Genomic DNA, 15,500 nt, shown 5'->3' with positions numbered 1-15,500 from the left:
ATCCGCAGGGCCGTTCCTGACGCCGTTTCCGGCCAGCAAGCTGGTCCACCCGTTCGCCCGGGATCCCGGGTGCGCGCCCCTTCGGCGTACTCGCGCGACGGCTACCAGGCCGTGCTCGCGGTCTTCTCCGCCGGCAGGAAGATCCACAGGCCCAGGTAGATCAGGAACTGCGGGCCCGGCAGCAGGCACGAGGCCAGGAAGATCAGACGCATCGTCGTCGCGGAGGTGCCGAAGCGCCGGGCCAGCGCCGCGCACACTCCGCCGAGCACGCGTCCGTCACGGGGGCGGGTCAGTGCGGCCATGGTGGGCTCCTTCGGAGTCGGTCCGGGAGCCGCTCCGTCGGGCTCCCGATGACTCCATACTCCGGCCGGACAGGGGGACGAAGCGTCGGTCTACGGGGCGATCGGGACCCTGGAAATCGTCGGGGTCGCACCCTGAGGGGCCTCGTCCCGCAGCAGGGCGGCGCCCCCGTCCGGGGTGCTCCCCGCGGAGGAGGACGACCTCCCCGCCTCCCACCTGCGGCGCAGCCGGGTCCGGCCGGCCGGGACCACCAGGAGATGCGCCAGCGCGACCCCCGCGGTGTTCAGGAGGACCGAGTCCACGTCCACCACCTGCCCCGGCACCGCGGTCTGCAGCAGCTCCACGGCCAGCGACACCAGCGCGCCCGCGGCGGTCGTACGGGTCAGGGAGGCCCACCCGGAGACGTGGAGCCGTCCGTCGGCCATCGGGAGCAGCACCCCGAGCGGGGCCAGGAGCAGCAGGCCCTCGCCGATCAGCCGGGCCGCCTCGCTCCCGCCGAGCGCGAGAACGGTGCGCAGGCCGTGCAGCGGGATCGTGTTCGGCGCGGTCACCCAGGCCACGTCCCGTGGGCGCAGACTGACCCAGGCGACGAGCAGCAGATGCGCGAGGAGGAGGACGAACCCCGCCACGCGGACGACCACGGCGGCACTGCCGCCCGAACCTTGACGCTGCACGCCCCCCAAGACGCCCCGAACAGCGGAATCGGTTCCGCGCCACGGCGGGAGGCGCCGCGAGCACCACTTCCCGCCGCCCGGGCGCGGCCCGGGCGGCGGGTCAGGGCGTCGTCGGGCTCGGGGGCGGGGCCGTCGGTGGGGCGGAGTCGGGGCGCTCGCGGAGTTCCGTCGTGCAGCGGTACCGCTTCGGCGCGTACGCCCCCGGCCCGCCGAGCAGGGCCGTGTGGCCGCCCGCGCCCGCGGAGCTCTCCGCGAAGGTGCAGACGAGCTGCGACAGCGCCGTCGGCGCCAGGTCCTCCGGCTGCCGGCTCAGCCGCAGCGTGCCCGCCGGGTCACCCCGGTGCCCGCCGCCCACGGTCAGCGGCCCGCGCACCTCGGTCGTGAAGCCGGCCTGCCGCTCGCTCTCCGAGGGCTCGGCGAGCAGCTGCGCGAGCAGCCGCCCGGCGGTCCGCACCGGATCGCCGCCCGCCTTCTCCTCGGGCAGCGGCGCCCGGCGGTCCACCACCTCCAGCTGGGAGCCGCAGACCAGGAACAGCCGGACCGGCTCGCCCTGGGCCGCCGCCTCCGTCGTACCGTCCCCGGTCACGCTGCACGGCACCCGGGACGGGGCCGCGCCCGCGTCCACCGGGACCGACGTGGTCCGGATGCCGCAGCCGGTGACCAGCGCCGTGAGCGCGGCCGCCAGGACAATGACGCGACGCCTCACGCTTCCTCCACCTCGCCCTGGCTGCTGCGGGTCTGCACCTCGCGCGTGATCCCCGAGGCGTCCAGCGGCAGCCGCAGCACGAACACCGCGCCGTCGACCTTCCCGTCCTCGCCGACCGAGTTCGACGCCGTGATCGAACCGCCGTGGATCAGCGCGTTCTCCATGGCGATCGACAGGCCGAGCCCGCTGCCGTCGGACCGCGGCCGGGACGCGCTCGCCTTGTAGAAGCGGTCGAAGACGTGCGGCAGTACTTCTTCCGGGATGCCGGGGCCGTGGTCCCGCACCGCGATGACCAGCTCGTCCTCCTCCGTGCGGACCGAGACCCGCACCGGCGAACCGCCGTGCTTGAGCGCGTTGCCGATGAGGTTCGCCAGGATCACGTCGAGGCGCCGCGGGTCGAGCGGCGCCACGATCCCGCGCTCCGCGTCGAGCTCCACCGCGTCCAGCCAGGCCCGCGCGTCGATGCACGCGGTGATCTGGTCCGCGATGTCCACGTCGTCGAGGACGAGCCGCGCGGTGCCCGCGTCGAAGCGGGTCACCTCCATCAGGTTCTCCACCAGGTCGTTGAGGCGCCGGGTCTCGCTCACCACGAGGGCCACCGCCGGGGCGATCATCGGGTCCAGGGAGTCCTGCTCGTCCTCCAGGACCTCGGTGACGGCCGTCAGCGCGGTCAGCGGGGTCCGCAGCTCGTGCGACATGTCGGCCACGAAACGCCGCGAGGACTCCTCCCGCGCGCTCATGTCCGCGACCTTCTTCTGCAGCGACTCGGCCGCGCTGTTGAACGTACGGGAGAGATCGGCCAGTTCGTCCGCGCCGGAGACCCGCAGCCGGGTGTCGAGCTTGCCCTCGCCGAGCTGCCGGGCCGCCTCGCCCAGCCGGTGCACCGGGCGCAGCACGGTCGTCGCCGCCACCTGCGCGAGCAGCACCGAGCCGGCCACCGCGAGCGCGGTGGCGATCCCCAACGACCAGGCGAGCGAGTTCAGATCGGCCTTCTCCGCGGCCAGCGACTTGAACATGTACCCGGAGGGCCCGCCGCCGTCGATCCGAGTGCCGCCGACCAGGTACGGCGTCCCGTTCCGCTCCGTACGCTGCCAGAACAGGTGGTACGGATACGGGTTGGCGTCCGTCACCGGCCGCTTCGTGTCCACGGCCTCCCGCAGCGAGCGCGGCACGTCGGCCAGGGTGAAGTCGTCCGGGTCCGAGGCGCCCACGATCGGCTTGCCCGCCTCCCGCTCGCCGAGCAGCAGCACCTGGTAGTCCGCGGCGCTGCCGGACGCCATCTGCTCGGCGGTCCGCCGCAGGTCGTCCTGGGTGGGCCGGAGGGGCAGCGTCGCCGTCCGGTTCTGCATCTCCTGCCGGAAGTCGCCCAGCGCCCCGTCCTGGGTACGGGTCAGCACCGCCTCGCGGTTGAGCCAGTACGCGATGCCGGAGGCGGCGACGGCCGCGGTGAGCGCGACGAGGGCGAAGACGACGACGAGCCGCAGCCGCAGGCTGGAGAGTCGCAGCCGCGCGTAGATCCCCTTGCTCACGCAGGAACGTCCAGCCGGTAACCGACACCGCGCACCGTACGGATCAGCGTCGGCGAGGACGGCACGTCCTCCACCTTGGCGCGCAGCCGCTGCACACAGGCGTCGACGAGCCGCGAGTCGCCCAGGTAGTCGTGCTCCCACACGAGCCGCAGCAACTGCTGGCGGGACAGCGCCTGCCCGGGCCGCCGGCTCAGCTCCAGGAGCAGCCGCAGCTCGGTCGGGGTGAGCTGGAGGTCCTCGCCGTTCTTGGTGACCGTCATCGCCGAACGGTCGATCACCAGGGAGCCGTACGTCGCCGAGTCCGTCGACTCGCGCTCCCCGCGCCGCAGCACGGCCCGGATGCGGGCGTCGAGCACCCGCCCCTGCACCGGCTTCACGACGTAGTCGTCGGCGCCGGACTCGAGCCCGACGACCACGTCGATGTCGTCGCTGCGCGCGGTCAGCAGGATGATCGGCAGCTGGTCGGTCCGGCGGATCCGCCGGCAGACCTCGAAGCCGTCGATGCCTGGCAGCATGACGTCGAGGACGACCAGGTCGGGCCGCTGCTCACGCAGCAGCTGGAGACCGTCCTCGCCCGTCGCGGCGGTGGCCACCCGGTGACCCTGCCGGGACAGGGAGAGTTCGAGGGCCGTGCGGATGGCGTCGTCGTCCTCGATCAGCAGCAGAAAAGGCACGGCGACATTCTGTCGCATGGGCCGTCCGAGATCGACCGCTCCCGGACTCGCTTCCGTCTCGTTCCCTGTGACACGGCTGTGACAGTCGACGGACAACGCCATGAAGTCCGGGGGGCAAGCTTCTTGGCACACGGACCGAAACACACTCCAACCGACGGGGGGCGCGAGATGAACGCACTGCACAGCACCACCTCAAGCGCAGTTGTCACGCGTCTCCACGACGTCGTGCGGAGCACGGAGAAGTCCGGCGGTGTGAACGGACGGGGGTGCGTTCGCAGCGTCGGGCGTCAGCGCAAGGCGCCGTACATGGTGGCCGTTGCTGACGGGGGAGCGGCGTACGGGGAGGTCACGGGGGAGCGCTCCGGCTGTTCGGAAGCCGAGTTCACGGCTTACGTCCAGGAGCGTCGTGCCTCCCTGTACGCCACCGCCTACCACCTCACCGGTGACCGTTTCGAGGCCGAGGACCTGCTCCAGAGCGCGCTGTTCTCCACGTACCGCGCCTGGGACCGGATCAGCGACAAGGCCGCCGTCGGCGGATACCTGCGTCGCACCATGACCAACCTGCACATCAGCGCCTGGCGCCGGCGCAAGCTCAACGAGTACCCGACCGAGGAGCTGCCGGAGACGGTCGGCGAGACGGACGCGATGCGGGGCACCGAGCTGCGCACGGTCCTGTGGCAGGCCCTGGCCCGCCTGCCCGAGCTCCAGCGGACGATGCTGGTGCTGCGCTACTACGAGGGCCGGACCGACCCGGAGATCGCGGAGATCCTGGACATCAGTGTCGGCACGGTGAAGTCGAGCATCTGGCGCTCGCTGCGGCGACTGCGCGAGGACGAGGTGCTGAGCTTCGGCCGTGACGAGGAGGAGTCCTTCGGCGAGCTGGTGGCCTGAAGGTCGGGGGGAACGAGCCCCGGGCCGACGGGGGACACGGCGGCCGGGGGCGTACGGGGGGACACGGGGGGCCGTACGGGGGTACGGGGGAACACGACGCGGGTCGCACAAGCCGGGGGGCTTGTACGACCCGCGTCGTGCGTCGTGCTAGACCGGCGTGCGGTGGCGGCCCGCCGCCGCTGCCGCCAGGCGCCCCAGCGCCTCCGGCTTCGCGCAGGGGTACGCGCCCAGGGCGGTCTGGCGGGCGACGATCGCGCGCTCGGCGCGCATCAGGCGCCAGCCGCGGCGCAGCAGGAACGGGACGGACTTGCGGCCCTCGCGGAGGTCGCGGAGGAGCCGGCGGCGGAAGGTCGTCGAGGGGCGGCCGCGCAGGCACAGCGCGTCCGCGAGGACGTCCAGTTCGCGGCAGCGGGTCACGATCTCGGCCGCGAAGATGCCCTCCGCCACGAAGAGCGGGGTCCGCGCGATGTCGAGCAGCTCGTGGTCCACCCGGGAGCTGGTGGCGATGTCGTACACGGGGACGTCGGTCCGTCCCGTACGGCACAGCTCGACGATCGCGGCGACGGCGGCGTCCGCGTCCCAGGACCCCGGGGAGTCCCAGTCGATGTCCGTGCTGCCGTCGACGAGCGGGAGCGACGGGTCGTCGCCGTCCTTGTAGAAGTCGTCGAGGCGCAGGACCGGGAGGCCGGCGAGGGCGGCGAGGGACGACTTGCCGGAGCCGGAGGGGCCCGCGAGCAGGACGACCCGGGTCGGGATCGATTGGGAACTCACGGAACACCAGTGTGAGGCATTCCCCCGTCCAGGGGACCACCGAGGAAGACCGTTGGTATCGAGCATCACACCTCGACTACTGTCGGTGCCCGCTCGCTCACCCCCTGGAAGGATCTCCATGGCGCGTCACGCAGCCTCCCGGACCCCTCGCCGCAGCGCTCTGCTCAAGGCCGGTCTCACCGTCACGGCGGCGGGCGCCGCGATGATCGGCGCGGGTGCCGGGGCGCAGGCCGCCGCCCCGGTGCCGCTGCCCCTCGACTCGCTGAGCCGGACGGACGCCGGCGCGGCCGGGGCGGGCGCGCTGGACGGTGTCACCCACGGCGTGGGCCCGCTGACCCGCCTTCAGCTCGACCCGCTGGCCAACACCGGCGTCGACCCGCTCGACAACGGCCTCGGCACGCAGGTCGCCGACTTCAAGCCGGTCGGCACGAACCTGCTGACCGACCACGTCACGAAGGGCGGCGCGGTCTCCGACCTGCCGGTGGTCGGCGGCGTGACGCAGGGGCTGCTGCCGGGCTAGCGTCTGCCCCACCGCAGCCAGGCCTGGGTGGCGCGGGGTGCGGGGAGCTTCGCCGGGGCGCCGTCGTCGTACGGCTGCCCGCTGCGCGGCCGGAGTTCCTTCAGGCGGGCGCGCCACGGACCGTCCGCGTCCGTCATGTGGACGACGATCGGGCCCTCGGGCAGAGGCAGGGTCTCCCGGAGCCTGCCGATCTCGTTGACGGCGTACGTCCGGTTCTCCGGGAGGACGGTGGGGTCGCGGTGCGCCACCAGCTCGTGGAGCCCGTAGAGATGGACGATGAAGTTGTCCTTGCCGCGGTAGTGGAAGACGAGGTCGGCCGTTCCCCCGGTGTGCAGCAGGACGCAGGGGCCGTTGGACTCCAGCCGCTCCTCCGTCAGCCGCTGGGCGGCCGTCAGCGGCAGGATCCGCATCTGCCAGCGCCTGTCCGCTTCCAGCCTCAGCCGCAGTCGCCCGTTCTCGGGGACACAGGTGAGCAGGCGGCCGCGGAAGTCGTCCTCGGTGCTGTTGACGAGGCTGTCCCCCTTCTTGTTGCCGCGGTCGAGGGGCCACAGACCGGTGTAGCCCTCGCCCTCGACGGCGAGTTCGACCAGGACCGGGCCGGGCGGGAGCCCCTCCTCGGTGATCACGTCGTTGTGCCGGCCGCTCACCTCGCGCGGCTGGAAGACGGCGCCGAACGTCCGGTCCTGGTCATCGGGGACAAGGACGGGGGCCGGTGCGGGTGCCGGGGGCGGGATCTGGAACGGGACCTCCGCGGCAGGGGCCCGGTGCTCCGGGGTCCGGGTTTCCGCCGGGGGCTCCTCCGCCACGTCCACCCCGTGGTCCACCGCCAGGCCTTCGAGGCCGTCCAGGTAGCCCTGGCCCACCGCGCGGAACTTCCAGCCGCCCGCGCGCCGGTACAGCTCCGCGAGCACCATCGCGGTCTCGCCGCCGGCGTCGGTCGTGTCGTAGCGCGCGACCGAGGTGCCGTCCGGCGCGAAGGCCTCCACGGACAGCCCGGCCACGTCCCGCAGCGCGCCGTTCTCCGTCGACGCGACCACGAGGACGCGGGAGACGTCCTCCTCGATCGTCGTGAGCCCGGCCTCCAGCCACGCCGTCCCCTCCTCGCCGCCGACGAGCCGCACGGTGCCCGACGGGTGGACCGGGGCGCCGTGGAACACGATGTCCGCGTCCCCCCGGACCCGGCCCCGCTCCGTCAGCAGCAGCGCCGCGACGTCGACGGCGCCGCGCACGGCCACGCGCAGCGGCACGGTCGGGACGAAGGCGTTGCCTCCCTTGATCAGTCCCCCCATGACGTACCAGCCCCTCCGCTCATGTCCCCTCCACGAAAGATCACCACTGGATCCTGAGGCCGGCCGGGGCGGTGGGGCAAGGCCTGTGGAAAGAGGACGGGAACGGAGAACGGCCCCCGGGCAGTGCTGCTGCCCGGGGACCGTTCTCCGGCGGTGGCGGCTAGTACGAGGAGCCGCTCGCGCCCAGCGAACCCGTGGGGTGCCAGACCGTCTTCGTCTCCAGGAAGGCGGTCATGCGGTCCGTGCCGGGGGACTCGGTGAAGTCCTCGGTACGGGGGCGCAGGACGCGCTTCAGGTTGTCCGCCGCCGCGATCTCCAGGTCGCGGGCGAGGTCGCCGTCGGTCGCGCCCGTCAGGTCGATGGCGTTGACGTCCTGGTGGGCCGCGAGGTGCGGACCCATCTCGGAGGCCTTGCCGGAGAGGATGTTGACCACGCCGCCGGGGAGGTCGGAGGTGGCCAGGACCTCGCCCAGGGAGAGCGCCGGGAGCGGGGCCTTCTCGCTGGCGATGACGACGGCCGTGTTGCCGGTCGCGATCACCGGGGCGATCACCGAGACCAGGCCGAGGAAGGACGAGTCCTGCGGGGCCACGACCGTGACGACGCCGGTCGGCTCCGGGGTCGACAGGTTGAAGTACGGGCCCGCGACCGGGTTCGCGCCGCCCACGATCTGGGCGATCTTGTCGGTCCAGCCCGCGTACCAGACCCAGCGGTCGATCGCGGCCTCGACGACCTCGGCCGCCTTGTTCTTGGACAGGCCCTCCGCGTGCGCGACCTCGTGCACGAACTGGCCCTTGCGGCCCTCCAGCATCTCGGCGACGCGGTAGAGGATCTGGCCGCGGTTGTACGCGGTGGCGCCCGCCCAGCCGCCGAAGGCCTTGCGCGCGGCGACGACCGCGTCACGGGCGTCCTTGCGGGAGGAGAGCGGCGCGTTCGCCAGCCACTTGCCCTTGGAGTCCGTCACCTCGTACACCCGGCCGCTCTCGGAGCGGGGGAACTTGCCCCCGACGTACAGCTTGTAGGTCTTGAAGACGCTGAGGCGATTCACATCAGACATCGAGGTAGGCCTCCAGACCGTGGCGGCCGCCCTCGCGGCCGAAGCCCGACTCCTTGTAGCCGCCGAACGGCGAGGTCGGGTCGAACTTGTTGAACGTGTTGGCCCAGACGACACCGGCCCGGAGCTTGTTGGCGACCGCGAGGATGCGGGAGCCCTTCTCCGTCCAGATGCCGGCCGACAGGCCGTACTGGCTGTTGTTGGCCTTCGCGACGGCCTCGTCGGGGGTACGGAAGGACAGCACCGACAGGACGGGGCCGAAGATCTCGTCGCGGGCGATCCGGTGCGCCTGCGTGACGTTCGTGAAGAGCGTCGGGGCGAACCAGTAACCGGCCGACGGGAGCTCGCACGCGGCGGTCCAGCGCTCGGCGCCCTCCGCCTCGCCCTGGTCCACCAGGCTGGTGATGCGGGCCAGCTGCTCCGAGGAGTTGATCGCGCCGATGTCGGTGTTCTTGTCGAGCGGGTCGCCGAGGCGGAGCGTGGACAGACGGCGCTTGAGGCTGTCGAGCAGCTCGTCCTGGATCGACTCCTGGACGAGGAGGCGCGAGCCCGCGCAGCAGACCTGGCCCTGGTTGAAGAAGATGCCGTTGACGATGCCCTCGACGGCCTGGTCGATCGGGGCGTCGTCGAAGACGATGTTGGCGCCCTTGCCGCCCAGCTCCAGCGTGACCTTCTTGTGCGTGCCGGCGACCTGGCGCGCGATGGCCTTGCCGACGGCGGTCGAACCGGTGAAGGCGACCTTGTTCACGTCCGGGTGCCCGACGAGGGCCGCGCCCGTCTCCCCGTACCCGGGAAGGATGTTGACGACGCCCTTCGGCAGCCCGGCCTGGCGGCAGATGTCCGCGAAGAACAGGGCGGAGAGCGGAGTCGTCTCGGCCGGCTTGAGCACGACCGTGTTGCCGGTCGCGAGCGCCGGGGCGATCTTCCACGCCAGCATCAGCAGCGGGAAGTTCCACGGGATGACCTGGCCGGCCACGCCCAGCGGGCGCGGGTTCGCGCCGTAGCCCGCGTGGTCGAGCTTGTCGGCCCAGCCCGCGTAGTAGAAGAAGTGCGCGGCGACCAGCGGGAGGTCCGCGTCGCGGGTCTCCTTGATCGGCTTGCCGTTGTCCAGGGTCTCCAGGACGGCCAGCTCACGGCTGCGCTCCTGGATGATCCGGGCGATCCGGAAGAGGTACTTGGCGCGCTCGGAGCCGGGCAGCGCCGACCACTTCTCGAAGGCCTTCCGCGCCGCCTTCACCGCACGGTCCACGTCCTCGGCGCCCGCCTGGGCGACCTCGGAGAGCACCTCCTCGGTGGAGGGGGAGACGGTCTTGAAGACCTTGCCGTCGGCGGCGTCGACGAACTCGCCGTCGATGAACAGGCCGTAGCTCGGCGCGATGTCGACGACCGAGCGCGACTCCGGTGCCGGTGCGTACTCGAATGCAGATGCCATGTTGATCAGTCCACCGTCACGTAATCGGGGCCGGAGTAACGGCCGGTCGCCAGCTTCTGGCGCTGCATCAGCAGGTCGTTGAGCAGGCTGGAAGCGCCGAAGCGGAACCAGTGGTTGTCCAGCCAGTCCTCGCCCACGGTCTCGTTGACGAGAACCAGGAACTTGATCGCTTCCTTGGTGTTGCGGATGCCGCCGGCCGGCTTCACGCCGATCTGCACGCCGGTCTGGGCGCGGAAGTCGCGCACCGCCTCCAGCATGAGGAGGGTGTTCGCCGGGGTGGCGTTGACCGCGACCTTGCCGGTCGAGGTCTTGATGAAGTCCGCGCCCGCCATCATGCCGAGCCAGGAGGCGCGGCGGATGTTGTCGTACGTGGAGAGCTCGCCGGTCTCGAAGATCACCTTGAGGCGGGCGCGGTCGCCACACTCGGCCTTGATCGCGGCGATCTGCTCGTACACCTCCATGTACCTGCCGGCGAGGAAGGCGCCGCGGTCGATGACCATGTCGATCTCGTCCGCGCCGGCGGCGATGGCGTCGGCGGTGTCGGCCAGCTTCACGGGGAGCGCGGCGCGGCCGGCCGGGAAGGCGGTGGCGACCGAGGCGACCTTGACGCCCGAGCCCGCGACGGCGGCCTTGGCGGTGGCCACCATGTCGGGGTAGACGCAGACGGCGGCGGTCTTCGGGGTCGTGCGGTCGGTCGGATCGGGGTTGACGGCCTTGGCGGCGAGCGCCCGGACCTTGCCCGGGGTGTCCGCGCCTTCGAGCGTCGTCAGGTCGATCATGGAGATGGCCAGGTCGATGGCGTACGCCTTGGCCGTGGTCTTGATCGAGCGGGTGCCGAGGGACGCGGCGCGCGCCTCCAGGCCGACGGCGTCGACGCCGGGCAGCCCGTGGAGGAAGCGGCGCAGCGCACTGTCGGACGCGGTCACGTCGGCGAATGCGAGAGCTGCGGGTGCAGTGGTGGGCATGGTCACCAGTCGAGCATATCTACGCGCGTAGCGACCTGTACAGGGGAGCCCGTTCATCGAGCCCGAGGTCACAGGGGGTCCTCCGGCGTGGTGACGCCTGTCACACGCCTGTGACACGGAGCGGACGGCTCCCGAATACAAGATCAATAGATTTTCGTTCAGCAGCCAGCCAGACCTCACCGGACACAGTCGGACCGAGAAAAAGCGGCATGCGACTCTCCCATCCACCTGCCTGATCTCCAGGAGTCGTTATGCGCACCGCCCTTCGCACCGCCATCGCCACCGCCCTCGTCACGGGCGTCGCGATCACCACCCCGGCGCTCACCGCCGGAGCCGCCTTCGCCGCCGACGGCCCGGTGGCCGTCAGCGCCTCCGAAGCGAAGCCGGCCGACACCGATGCGAAGCCGGCCGACACCGGGGCCAAGGCCGACACCGGGGCCAAGGCCGACACCGGGGCCAAGACCGACACTGGGGCCAAGACCGACGCCAAGGGCACGACCGACGCCAAGGGCACGGCCGACGCCGCGCAGGGCACCCTCCTCCGCACCGAGACCCTCCTCAACGGCACCGTCGCCAAGATCTACAAGGTCGGCAACCTGAACTACCGCGCCGAGCTCTTCTACCAGGGCAACCCGGTCGGCGTCCTCGAGTCCTTCGGCCGCCCGGTCGCGGGCAACGACAACGGTGAGTTCTTCGTCCTCCTCGAGGACGGCCGCACCCTGAACTGGAACGGCAACTACGTCCCCGGCGCCCGGCCCGGCACCTACGAGCTCGCCGACGGCACCCTCCTGGAGCTCGCCCGGAAGGACGGCCGCTACGGCCTCCAGCTGATCGAGAACGGCAAGGGCCGCGGCTTCACCTACCTGAACGGCTCCCGCCAGGTCTGGTTCTACGGCAAGGCGGTCGTCGTCCTGGAGCAGGACGGAGGCTTCGCCGCCTACGTCCCGGGCGCCTCGAAGCAGGCCGCCCCGAAGCTCGTCGAGGCACCGGACACCACGCCCGCCCCGGCCCCGAAGCCCACCCCGGGTCCCGTCGTCACCCTCGGCGAGTGCACCGTCCAGCAGGTCACCGTTGCGGACTTCGGAACGCGCTGGCGGATCGTCCTCACCAACGACCTGAAGAAGGGCCCGAAGGCGGTCCTGATCGACCCCGACGGCAAGGTCATGGACACCGTCGATCGCGCCCACCCCGGCCTGAGCCCCTTCGGCCTCCGGATCAAGGACGCGTCCACCCTCACCCCCCTCCTCGGTCAGCGCGTCCAGAGCGTCGAGCCGCCGAAGGAGCGCTGGATCGCCTTCCCGAAGCTCCCCAAGGGCTGCGAGAAGGACACCGCCACGCCCACCCCGGCGCCGTCCACCACCACCCCGGCGCCCGCGGGCAACACCGGCACCACCGTGAACAACGGCGGCCAGACCTCCGTCGTCCCGAAGGGCGGCGTCGCGGCCGGCGCCGAGTTCGCCGCCGGGGACGACTCCACCGCCCTGATCGCCGCCGGTGCGGGCGCGGCCTCGCTCGCCGCCGCGGGTCTCGGTTTCGTCGTCCTGCGCCGCCGGGCGGCCGGCACCCGCGGCTGACCCGTACGGCCCGGGCGGTACGCCCTCACCCGTACCGCCCGCGCCCCACCCCGGCCGCCCGCGGCCGACCCCGTACCGCCTTGCCCTTGACCCGAGCAGGCACCACCCCACCCCACCCCAGGCCGGTCGCCGCGTCCCGCGCGGCGGCCGGCCGCACCACGTCGGAGCCTTCCCGTGAACCGCCGCAGCCCCCGGCCCCGTACCGCCGCCCTCCTCCTCGTCGCCGCGCTCGCCGCGCTCACCGGCTGCTCCGCCGGTGGCGAGACCGGGGCCGCCACCCCGCCCGCCCACATCTCGCGGGCCACCGCCACCCCGCCCGCCGCGCCGAAGGCGGCCGTCCGGCCGATGGCGCGCTCCCTGCCCGTCCGGGTCCGGGTGCCCGCCGCCGGGGTCGACGCCGGCTCCGTCCTCTCCCTCGGCCTGAACACCGACGGCACCGTCCAGGTGCCCTCGGTCGCGGACGCCGAGCGGATCGGCTGGTACGACAAGGGCGTCACGCCCGGGGAGACCGGCCCCGCCGTCCTCATCGGCCACTTCGACACCGCCCGCGGCCCGGCCGTCCTCAAGAACGTCTCCCGGGTCCGGGTCGGCGACGAGATCACCGTCACCCGCGCCGACGGCACGACCGCCGTCTTCCGGGTCCGGGAGCTGGAGCAGGTCGACAAGGACGCCTTCCCGACGGCCAAGGTGTACGGGAACACCACCCGCCCCGAGCTGCGTCTCGTCACCTGCGGCGGGGAGCTGGTCGACGGCCACCGCCCCGACAACATCATCGTGTACGCGGAGTTGGTGGCCGCGCGGGCCGCCTGAGCCCCGCCCCGCCCGCTGAGGCACAATCGGCGGCATGACGACCCCCGAGCCGACCCCCGAGCCCAGCCACGAGCCGAGCCGCGAGTCGACCCCCGAGCAGCCGTCCGCGGGGCAGACCCCCGGCGGGCAGGCCTCTGCCGCGCCCGCCTCCGCCGACAAGGTCCACCGGTCGCCCCTCGGTGTCGCGAGCGGGATCTTCCTGCTGCTCCTCGCGGCCCTGTTCGCCGCGGACGCGATGGCCCGCGGCGAGGGCCGCACGCCCTGGCTCGTGCTCGCGACCCTCGTCCTCGCCGTCCCGCTGATCGTCGCCTTCACGATCCGGCCCGCCGTGTACACGAACGAGAACCGGCTCCGGATCCGCAACCCGTTCCGGTCGATCACGCTGCCCTGGGCCTCGGTCGCCGACGTCCGCGCCGGCTACTCCAGCGAGGTCTTCACGCAGGAGGGCACCAAGTACCAGCTGTGGGCGATCCCCGTCTCGCTGCGCCAGCGGAAGAGGGCCGCCCGCAACGCCGCCCGCGCCTCCCAGGACGATCCGCACGGCCGTACCTCCGTCACCGCCGACGTGCGGGACAGCGCCTCCCGGATCGCGCCGAGCGACAAGGCCGTCGCCGAGCTGCGCGAGCTCGCCGAGCGGCACGCCACGGCCCCGGGCGCGCAGGGCGAGCCGCGGGTGCGCTGGGCGTACGAGATCGTCGGGCCCGCGCTGGCGGGGCTGCTGCTGCTCGTGATCCTGCTCGCGACGGGCTGAGCTTGGATCCCGGATCCCGGATCCCGGATCCCGGATCCCGGATCCCGGATTCAAGATCCAAGATTCGGATCCTGGATCCTGGATCCAAGATCCGGGTCCAGAATTTTGGATCCAGGCTCCAGGATCCAGATCCAGATCCAGGATTTTGGATCCCAGAGCCGCACACGCCGAAGGGCCGGTACGGAATCGCTTCCGCACCGGCCCTTCCGCGTATCCGCGTATCCGGGCACTCGGGTACGCGAGTACCCGTGTCCTACAGCCCGGCGGCCTCGGCCAGGTCCCGCTTGATCGCGGTCAGCAGCTCCGCGCCCGTCGCGCGGGCCGCCGCCAGTTCGCTCGCGTCGGCGACCGGGACGACGACCTCCAGGTAGCACTTGAGCTTGGGCTCGGTGCCGCTCGGGCGGACGATCACCCGGGCCTTGTAGTCGCCCTCCAGGTGGTAGCGCAGCCCGTCCGTCGGCGGCAGCGACTCCGTGCCCTTCGTCAGGTCCTCGGCCGAGACGACCGTCAGACCGGCGAGGGAGACCGGCGGCCGCTCGCGCAGCGCGGCCATCGCGTTCGCGATGATCCCCAGGTCCTCGACCCGCACCGACAGCTGGTCCGTGGCGTGCAGCCCGTGCGCCACCGCCAGGTCGTCGAGCAGGTCGGTCAGCGTCCGGCCCTGCTCCTTGAGCACCGAGGCCAGCTCGGTGACGAGCAGCGCCGCCGTGATGCCGTCCTTGTCGCGGACGCCCTCCGGGTCGACGCAGTAGCCGAGCGCCTCCTCGTAGCCGTACCGCAGGCCGTCGACGCGGGCGATCCACTTGAAGCCGGTCAGCGTCTCCTCGTAGCCGACGCCCGCCGCCTCGGCGATGCGGCCGAGCAGCGAGGACGACACGATCGACTCGGCGAACACGCCGGTGGCGCCCTTGTGCACCAGGTGCGCGGCGAGCAGCGCGCCCACCTCGTCGCCGCGGAGCATCCGCCAGCCGCCCTCGACGGAGGCGTCCGGCACGGCCACGGCGCAGCGGTCGGCGTCCGGGTCGTTGGCGATCACGATGTCGGGGTCCACGGCGCGGGCGGCCTCGAAGGCCAGGTCCATGGCGCCCGGCTCCTCCGGGTTCGGGAAGGCGACCGTCGGGAAGGCCGGGTCCGGGTCGGCCTGCTCGGCGACGAGCGCGGGCGGCGGGAAGCCGGCCCGGCCGAACGCGGCCGTCAGGACCTCCTTGCCGACGCCGTGCATGGCCGTGTAGACGGTCCGCGCGGTGCGGGGGGAGCCGGGGGTCAGGACGGCGTCCGTGCGCTCCAGGTAGGCGTTCAGGACCTCGTCGCCCAGCGTCTCCCAGCCCTCGGTGGGGCGCGGCACGTCGTCCAGCGAGCGGATCGCGGCGATCTCGGCGGCGATCTCCGCGTCGGCCGGCGGCACGATCTGCGAGCCGTCGCCCAGGTAGACCTTGTAACCGTTGTCGCGCGGCGGGTTGTGGCTCGCCTCCGGTCGCTGGCCGGGCTGAGCGTCAAGGACGTCACGGTGCGCGAGAAGGCAGCCGAACGCCGCCTCCCGCTCTCGGAGTTGCGTGTGGGACA

General features: G+C 72.6%; 16 protein-coding genes. 5 read left to right on the top strand and 11 right to left on the bottom strand.

All coding sequences use genetic code 11. From position 1 onward, the window contains the following. Window positions 1-101: 101 nt before the first annotated feature. The 5 genes from ABZ318_RS35095 to afsQ1 form a co-directional block, all read right to left on the bottom strand. The gene (locus tag ABZ318_RS35095) at window positions 102-302 is read right to left on the bottom strand and encodes a PspC domain-containing protein (protein ID WP_093874403.1); all 201 of its coding nucleotides are present in this window, start codon (window positions 300-302) and stop codon (window positions 102-104) included. 90 nt (window positions 303-392) lie between these two features. Then, window positions 393-974, bottom strand: a complete 582-nt coding sequence (locus ABZ318_RS35090) for a VanZ family protein (protein WP_356906484.1) — start codon at window positions 972-974, stop codon at window positions 393-395. A gap of 100 nt (window positions 975-1,074) precedes the next feature. Next, on the bottom strand, window positions 1,075-1,680 hold the full coding sequence (locus ABZ318_RS35085) for a hypothetical protein (RefSeq protein ID WP_356906483.1): 606 nt from the start codon (window positions 1,678-1,680) through the stop codon (window positions 1,075-1,077). Next, window positions 1,677-3,209 carry a HAMP domain-containing sensor histidine kinase gene (locus tag ABZ318_RS35080; protein ID WP_356906482.1) on the bottom strand — a complete coding sequence of 511 codons (1,533 nt, stop codon included), beginning with the start codon at window positions 3,207-3,209 and terminating at the stop codon, window positions 1,677-1,679. Before ABZ318_RS35080 ends, ABZ318_RS35085 begins: the two co-directional genes overlap by 4 nt. Next, entirely contained in the window at window positions 3,206-3,883 is a 678-nt protein-coding gene (gene afsQ1 / locus ABZ318_RS35075; RefSeq protein ID WP_017239746.1) for a two-component system response regulator AfsQ1, read from the bottom strand. The genes ABZ318_RS35080 and afsQ1 overlap by 4 nt, the downstream gene beginning before the upstream one ends. A gap of 168 nt (window positions 3,884-4,051) precedes the next feature. On the opposite strand from afsQ1, the gene ABZ318_RS35070 reads away from it, so the two are divergent. Then, window positions 4,052-4,774, top strand: a complete 723-nt coding sequence (locus ABZ318_RS35070) for a SigE family RNA polymerase sigma factor (RefSeq protein WP_356906481.1) — start codon at window positions 4,052-4,054, stop codon at window positions 4,772-4,774. 147 nt (window positions 4,775-4,921) lie between these two features. Here ABZ318_RS35070 and ABZ318_RS35065 read toward each other — a convergent pair whose 3' ends face one another. Next, window positions 4,922-5,611 carry an ATP-binding protein gene (locus ABZ318_RS35065; protein ID WP_356906480.1) on the bottom strand — a complete coding sequence of 230 codons (690 nt, stop codon included), beginning with the start codon at window positions 5,609-5,611 and terminating at the stop codon, window positions 4,922-4,924. A gap of 52 nt (window positions 5,612-5,663) precedes the next feature. Here ABZ318_RS35065 and ABZ318_RS35060 point away from each other — a divergent pair, with 52 nt between their 5' ends. Beyond that, entirely contained in the window at window positions 5,664-6,065 is a 402-nt protein-coding gene (locus ABZ318_RS35060; protein WP_356906479.1) for a hypothetical protein, read from the top strand. Here the strand turns inward: ABZ318_RS35060 and ABZ318_RS35055 are convergent. From ABZ318_RS35055 to deoC, 4 genes are all read right to left on the bottom strand, one after another. Next, on the bottom strand, window positions 6,062-7,354 hold the full coding sequence (locus ABZ318_RS35055) for a TerD family protein (protein ID WP_356906478.1): 1,293 nt from the start codon (window positions 7,352-7,354) through the stop codon (window positions 6,062-6,064). The two genes, ABZ318_RS35060 and ABZ318_RS35055, sit on opposite strands and share 4 nt — an antisense overlap. 160 nt (window positions 7,355-7,514) lie before the next feature. Then, window positions 7,515-8,408: an aldehyde dehydrogenase family protein gene (locus ABZ318_RS35050; RefSeq protein WP_356906477.1), complete on the bottom strand. Its 894-nt coding sequence runs from the start codon at window positions 8,406-8,408 to the stop codon at window positions 7,515-7,517. After that, a complete protein-coding gene (locus ABZ318_RS35045) occupies window positions 8,401-9,837 on the bottom strand; it encodes an aldehyde dehydrogenase family protein (RefSeq protein ID WP_356906476.1) in 1,437 nt (478 codons plus the stop codon). The genes ABZ318_RS35050 and ABZ318_RS35045 overlap by 8 nt, the downstream gene beginning before the upstream one ends. Before the next feature lie 5 nt (window positions 9,838-9,842). Beyond that, window positions 9,843-10,802, bottom strand: a complete 960-nt coding sequence (gene deoC, locus ABZ318_RS35040) for a deoxyribose-phosphate aldolase (protein ID WP_030687418.1) — start codon at window positions 10,800-10,802, stop codon at window positions 9,843-9,845. A gap of 251 nt (window positions 10,803-11,053) precedes the next feature. Here deoC and ABZ318_RS35035 point away from each other — a divergent pair, with 251 nt between their 5' ends. The 3 genes from ABZ318_RS35035 (at window position 11,054) to ABZ318_RS35025 (ending at window position 13,937) form a co-directional block, all read left to right on the top strand. Beyond that, window positions 11,054-12,376, top strand: coding sequence for a hypothetical protein (locus ABZ318_RS35035; protein WP_356906475.1), 1,323 nt, complete (start codon window positions 11,054-11,056; stop codon window positions 12,374-12,376). Between the two features lie 174 nt (window positions 12,377-12,550). Next, window positions 12,551-13,186 carry a class F sortase gene (locus ABZ318_RS35030; RefSeq protein WP_356906474.1) on the top strand — a complete coding sequence of 212 codons (636 nt, stop codon included), beginning with the start codon at window positions 12,551-12,553 and terminating at the stop codon, window positions 13,184-13,186. 34 nt (window positions 13,187-13,220) lie between these two features. Next, window positions 13,221-13,937, top strand: a complete 717-nt coding sequence (locus ABZ318_RS35025) for a PH domain-containing protein (RefSeq protein ID WP_356906473.1) — start codon at window positions 13,221-13,223, stop codon at window positions 13,935-13,937. A gap of 253 nt (window positions 13,938-14,190) precedes the next feature. On the opposite strand, the gene ABZ318_RS35020 is transcribed toward ABZ318_RS35025, so the two are convergent. Further along, window positions 14,191-15,500, bottom strand: a 1,310-nt coding sequence (locus ABZ318_RS35020) for a phospho-sugar mutase (protein WP_356906472.1), incomplete at its 5' end; no start/stop codon positions are given.

This window comes from Streptomyces sp. NPDC006197 (genome assembly GCF_040613865.1).
GTDB lineage: Bacteria > Actinomycetota > Actinomycetes > Streptomycetales > Streptomycetaceae > Streptomyces.
The sequence above is the reverse complement of the archived record's forward strand: the minus strand, read 5'-3'. Positions and strand labels throughout refer to the sequence as shown.